This window comes from Candidatus Jordarchaeum sp. (assembly GCF_052745115.1).
Genome location: NZ_JBRAKS010000248.1, coordinates 1 through 5,732, shown reverse-complemented (window position 1 = coordinate 5,732; position 5,732 = coordinate 1). Strand labels below are relative to the sequence as shown.

Below are 5,732 nucleotides of genomic sequence, written 5' to 3'. Positions count from 1 at the left end.
AAGATAAGGAAAGTTTTAAATTGTTTGTAAATAAAAAAAGGTTTTATGAGTCGACCTAAGCCTATTGGATTTAGTAAAGAAAAAGCTTCTCGGGTGTTGGAAGAAAATGGTGTTGATGTTCTAATAGCTTCTAGTCCAGAGAACGTTTTTTACACTTGTGGTCTAGCAGTCAGAGCTGTGGAAAACAATCCGATTCTTTTTGCTCTCGCTAATCAGTATCCCACAATAGTGGCGGTCTATAAAGATGGTAGTGAAAGCATGGTCACTTGGGCCCTTTATAATGCAACTCTCAGCTGGGTTGAGGAGGCTCAGGGCATCATGAATCCTGAAGGGGCTATGGATGCCATCGCTTCCTTTATTAAGAAACACGGTTTCGAGAGAGGGGTAATGGGCATCGAGTCTTTAATGCCATACTACCAGTATGAAAAGTTGAAAAAAACTTTTCCGGACGCCCAGTTTAGAGTTTCCGACGATCTGTTCCTTGATATGAGGCTCAGCAAATCAGAAGAGGAAATAAGGAGAATTAAGGAATCTACCAGAATTGCAGACCGAACAATTGAAGTCTTAGTAGAAAACATTGCTGAGGGTATTAGCGATTTTGATTTCCTCAAGATAGCGAAAAAAACAATCATTGACGAAGGAGCCGCAGGAGCAGATCATGTTACTCTATCAGTTGGCAATAGTGACCCAGAAGCCCCCGGAACTGGAGTGAAAATGAAACGAGGAAACATCACCCGGTTCGACATTGGAGCAATATACAGGGGGTATAATTCGGATGTCAGTCGACACGGTTTCCTGGGAGAAGTGCCTTCAGACATTCAAGAACCCTTTGATGCTGCAGTCGAGGTGCAGAAGGCTTGTGTGAAGGCAATTAAGCCGGGTGCTCATCCTAAAAAGGTTAACCAAACAGCTCTAGAGGCATGGCAGGCGCATGGACGGAAGGATCCTGTTTTTATAACCATACACAGTGTGGGACTCCAGACAGAGGAGTTCCACTGGTTGGATGTGATGAAAGGTGCATCCGATAGAAAGTTTGTAGAGAACGCGGTTATGGACATTGAGGCCTGGAGTCTACATTCAAGCGGCATGTTGATAGGTAATGAAGATACATATCTAGTGACCAGCTCTGGCTGTGAAAGAATATCCAGATTGGACATGAAAATCTTTACTGTTCAATGATCGAAGGAAGTATCTTAATCCCACCCTTTTTATTAATAAATCTATAAAATGAAAAGTTACTTAAAAGTTAATTTCTACCTTACCGGATTTCTTAAAACGCCTAATTCGTCCAAATAAGCTTCCATAATGTCCCCCACCTTCAATAGGCGGGGCTCGGGTTTCTTATACACTCCTACTCCACTAGGTGTTCCTGTAGCAATTATGTCACCGGGTTCAAGTGTCATTACATCAGATATGAAGGAGATTATGTAGGGGATTTTGAATATCATGTTTTTTGTGGAGCTGTCCTGCATGATTTCACCGTTAATCTTCATCCACATTTTTAGATTTTGCGGGTCAGATACCTGTTCTCGTAGTGTGAGGTAGGGTCCTATGGGCGCGAAGGTGTCAAAGCTTTTACCCCTAAACCACTGGCCATCACTAAACTGGATATCCCTCGCGGATACATCGTTGAAGACCATGTATCCGGCTACATAGTCATAGGCTTTGCTCTCCGGAATTTCCCTTCCCCTCCTGCCCATTACCACCGCTAATTCAACCTCATAGTCGACCCTGTTAGAGATTTTGGGATAAATAACTGGTTCCTCGTGTCCAACTAGTGCTGTTGCCGGCTTTGAAAATAAGATTGGGCGATCTGGTGGTTTTAGGCCTGCCTCCTCGGCATGATCGTAATAGTTTAGGCCCAGACAGATTATTTTCTTTGGATTTAGTATAGGAGCCTTTAACTTAACACTTCCCATATCATACACGATTTCAGCCAGTTTTTCAGATTCGCTCTTGTACCTTTTTTTGATTGACTCGTAAATTTTTCGGGTCGCCTCTAAACCAGCTTCACCGGTATTTAGGAGACCAATCATATCACTGGGTATTTGGAATGCCAGATCCCTTTTCTCCGACTTGTAAAAATTGTAAGCTGAAACCAGGTCTATGATCTTGTCATCTTGAAAAACTATTCCGATTTGTAAGGCCCCGTTTTTAGAAAAGGTTACCAGTTTCATTATAAATTCTCAACGCTCCTTTAATGAATTGCAATTATGGGTGGAATTTTTTAGATACCAATAATTTTTCTTGCTTCAGAGGAAGTTGCTACTTCTCTGCCCATTTCTTTGCTTAGTTTCACGGTTTTCTGAACGATTTCCACATTACTCTTCGCTGGAACGCCCTCCCTAATGAAGGGATAGTCTTCTGTTCCCACTCTTACGTGCCCACCCGCTGCTATGGCTAGTGGTACAATCACATTTTGTTCTGATCCCATGATACTCACAGCGTATACACTTCCCTCCGGCAGATATCTTATTCTATGGAAAAACTCGTTCGGTGCAGGTGGCGACCATGTGCCTCCTGGCCATCCGAAGAAAAGGGTTTGATAATAGGGTTTATCCAGCAATTTTTTCTTTATCAGATGGTTTAGGTTCCACACTGAGCCGTGGTGCCAGTTTTCGAACTCCGGTTTTATGCCCGTTTTACGGAAGATTTTGCAGTATTCTTCCAATTCTTGCCTAGAGTGTATTTGATTTACTTCCACCTCCGCAAAACATTCATCATGGTGATTCAGAATTACTGACATCATATCTGGCCGACCGTCAAAAAGTTCCTTTCTCTTTTCTATTGGCTCACTCGACATACCCAACTGAATAATAATATCACATTTTTCTCGGATTGAGTCCACAATCTCTTTAGCCTTACCCTGGGGTGTATGGACATGAGCGATGCTTGCCCCAGCCTCACAGCATTTACACGCGGTTTCAACAATTTCTTTCAGGGTTACCGGATAGTTCCTAATATCGGTATAGATCCATGAATGCGCCAGAGTAACAGTAATGATTAATTTTTCACTAGTTGAGAACGGCTTTAAATCAACCAGTCTCAGCAGATCTGTTCCAACCATTCAATAACACCACATAATATTATTTATTATAATAATTCCTTCCACATTCTTTTATTGGGCTGTCCATCCACCGTCTATTAGAATATCTCCCCCTGTGATGTAGGTTGAATCATCTGATGCTAGATAAAGTATGCCTTTCGCTATTTCCTCAGGAGTTGCCCATCTTTTAAGCACGCCGTGCTCCTCGAATTCCCTTTTTACCTCTTCTTCACTTACTCCCCTGCGCGCCGCTTCTGTTTTGACGTCTCCTCTGAGCATCGGGGTGTCTACGGCTCCCGGGCTTATACTGTTTACGCGTATGTTGAAGGGTGCCAGTTCTACTCCTAAGGCTCGGGACATCGCTATTACTCCTCCCTTGGTTCCCCCGTATACAGCGTGGTTTACCTGCCCTATGTGCCCTGAAACCGAGGCTATGTTCACTATTACTCCGCCTTTCTGTTTTTTCATTATGGGAATGGTGTGTTTACAGCCGAAAAAGACACCCTTGAAATTCACACTGATAACTTTGTCTACATCTTGTTCTGTGGTTTCCTCAGCAGGCTTTACAAGAACCACGCCCGCATTGTTGACAAGTATATCTATCCTTCCGTATTTTTCCATGGTCTTTTCGACCATCTTTTTTATGTCAGTTTCTTTGGAGACATCGGTTTCGATAAATATTGTTTCTCCATCCACATCTTTTACAAGTTTAACGGTTTTATTTGCTTCTTTGACCTTTACATCGGCCAGTACGGTTTTGGCTCCTTCTTTGGCAAATAATATGGCCGTTGCTCTTCCTATTCCCGTTGCGGCACCAGTTATTATTGCGACTTTATCCTTTAATTTCAAATTAAAATCCTCCTCTCATTTTAGTCCAAATCAATTTTGAATCCAACACCTTAAAGGATTACAGCTTCACATTTTTTAATTCTGTTTTATTTTATTTTATTTTTTCAGTTTCTTTATAGCGTTTGCTGCCCATTTCGGTTCTTTGAGGAATGCTCTTCCGATGAAAACCATGTCGACCTTATTATCTTTGATTACCTTATCTGCGAATTCAGGAGTTGTTATTCCTCCTCCACCTATCACCACGATTTTTACCGTCTTTTTAATTGTCTCAGCCTGTGGTATAAAGAATCCTTCTCCAGTAAGACTTGAAGGTTGTCCTCCACACAATCCACCTGAAACATCTAGTGAATCAACCCTTACTCGTACAAGTTCTTTAGCAAAAACCTTGCTGTCTTCAATGGTTATGCCCTTTGGATTGAGATCATCAGAGCCTAAACGGTATTCTAAGGGGAAGTTCTTTCCCACAATCTCTCTTATCTTGGTTACTACCTCTAGGGGGAATCTTATTCGGTTCTCAAGTGAGCCTCCATATTTATCTTTTCTCCTATTAGTTAGGGGTGAAACAAACTGGTTCAAAAGAAAGCCGTGGGCCCCATGAATCTCTACGAGGTCAAACTCCGCGGTTACGGCTCTCTCCGCTGCCTGACCAAACTTTTCTAAGAGACCCTCTATCTGACTTTCTGTTAACTCTTTGGGAGTTTCCTTACCTCCGGTAATAGTGGAGGGCGCCACCGGAGTTTTTCCCACGATACTGGAGGATGTTGCTCCTCCGGCGTGGCTTATTTGAACCCCTATAGGTGTGCCTTTGTCGTGTACGGCTTTGGTCAGTTTTTTTAATCCGGCGATATGTTCGTTGCTGTATATTCCCAGCTGACCCTTGTTAAATTTCCCGACTGGTTCAACGTATGCGTGTCCTGTGATTATTATTCCGGTTTCTTCTGCCCGGTCAATATAATGTTTGATTAACTTATCTGTGACCAATCCTTTTTCATCAGCATAACCCATACTCATAGGAGCCATTAATATCCTGTTTCTGAGCTTTAAGGAGTTTATTTTTATTGAATCAAACAATCTTGCCAATCGAATCACCTCTCGCATTAAATATTAAAAAGTTATAAAGGGCTACTTGCACGGAATTTAAATGCTTATTTTTCCTAGCCCTTCAATTATACTGCGGGTGCCCTTAATTGAAGCCACTTCTTCCAAATCTTTGCGGGTTACTATCTTGCCTGTTTTTGCGGATAGGTAACCCATGAGCACCGTCGCCACGGAGCCCTTAGCCATTTCAGGTGTGTATTCCGGTTCCTGGTCGTTTATTATGCAGTCCACAAAGTGCTCATCCTCATATCTAAAACTAAGCGGGTAGTATCCCGGGAAGGGTTGGTGCTCTACTTCTGGACTGTACCATTGGTATCTTTTGGTCTCCATCTCTTTTAGGGTGGAGAATATTTGAACCGGATGCTCCCAGGAATGGTCTTCCAGAATGGTCCCCTCTGTTCCGTAGAGTTCTAGTCTGTTGGTGGGAGGACTTATTACTGTGAAGCTTACCACAACCTCGGCGATTGCTCCATTCTCGAATTTCAAAAACATCATAGCGTTGTCTTCGGCTTTGTTCTCCAATTTAATCACCTGTTTGGCCAACCAGCAGTAAACTAAATCCACCTCCCCGAATAACCATCTCAAAACAGAAAGGCGATGAACACCGGCATCCATGAGAACCCCTCCACCCGCTAATTCCGGGCTACCCTTCCAGTGATCGGGTTTAGATAGGTCAGGAACCTCTGAAACCGTTGTCCGAAACTTACCCATCTAGGACACTTCCAGATGGTGTTCGGTT

Annotated in this window: 6 protein-coding genes; 1 reads left to right on the top strand and 5 read right to left on the bottom strand. The window is 42.8% G+C overall.

The features are described 5' to 3' along the window. Positions 1–45 precede the first annotated feature (45 nt). Positions 46–1,179, top strand: coding sequence for a M24 family metallopeptidase (locus ACUVXA_RS15065; RefSeq protein ID WP_445872103.1), 1,134 nt, complete (start codon positions 46–48; stop codon positions 1,177–1,179). 74 nt (positions 1,180–1,253) lie between these two features. On the opposite strand, the gene ACUVXA_RS15060 is transcribed toward ACUVXA_RS15065, so the two are convergent. The 5 genes from ACUVXA_RS15060 to ACUVXA_RS15040 form a co-directional block, all read right to left on the bottom strand. Then, positions 1,254–2,177 (bottom strand): fumarylacetoacetate hydrolase family protein, encoded by a 924-nt coding sequence (locus tag ACUVXA_RS15060; protein WP_445872102.1) that lies wholly within the window; start codon positions 2,175–2,177, stop codon positions 1,254–1,256. 50 nt (positions 2,178–2,227) lie between these two features. Then, on the bottom strand, positions 2,228–3,067 hold the full coding sequence (locus ACUVXA_RS15055; protein WP_445872101.1) for a 3-keto-5-aminohexanoate cleavage protein: 840 nt from the start codon (positions 3,065–3,067) through the stop codon (positions 2,228–2,230). Between the two features lie 51 nt (positions 3,068–3,118). Further along, positions 3,119–3,895 carry an SDR family NAD(P)-dependent oxidoreductase gene (locus tag ACUVXA_RS15050; protein ID WP_445872100.1) on the bottom strand — a complete coding sequence of 259 codons (777 nt, stop codon included), beginning with the start codon at positions 3,893–3,895 and terminating at the stop codon, positions 3,119–3,121. A 96-nt stretch (positions 3,896–3,991) separates the two neighbouring features. Further along, positions 3,992–4,975, bottom strand: coding sequence for an oxidoreductase (locus ACUVXA_RS15045; protein WP_445872099.1), 984 nt, complete (start codon positions 4,973–4,975; stop codon positions 3,992–3,994). 57 nt (positions 4,976–5,032) lie between these two features. After that, the gene (locus ACUVXA_RS15040; protein ID WP_445872098.1) at positions 5,033–5,704 is read right to left on the bottom strand and encodes a Gfo/Idh/MocA family protein; all 672 of its coding nucleotides are present in this window, start codon (positions 5,702–5,704) and stop codon (positions 5,033–5,035) included. Between the last annotated feature and the right edge of the window lie 28 nt (positions 5,705–5,732).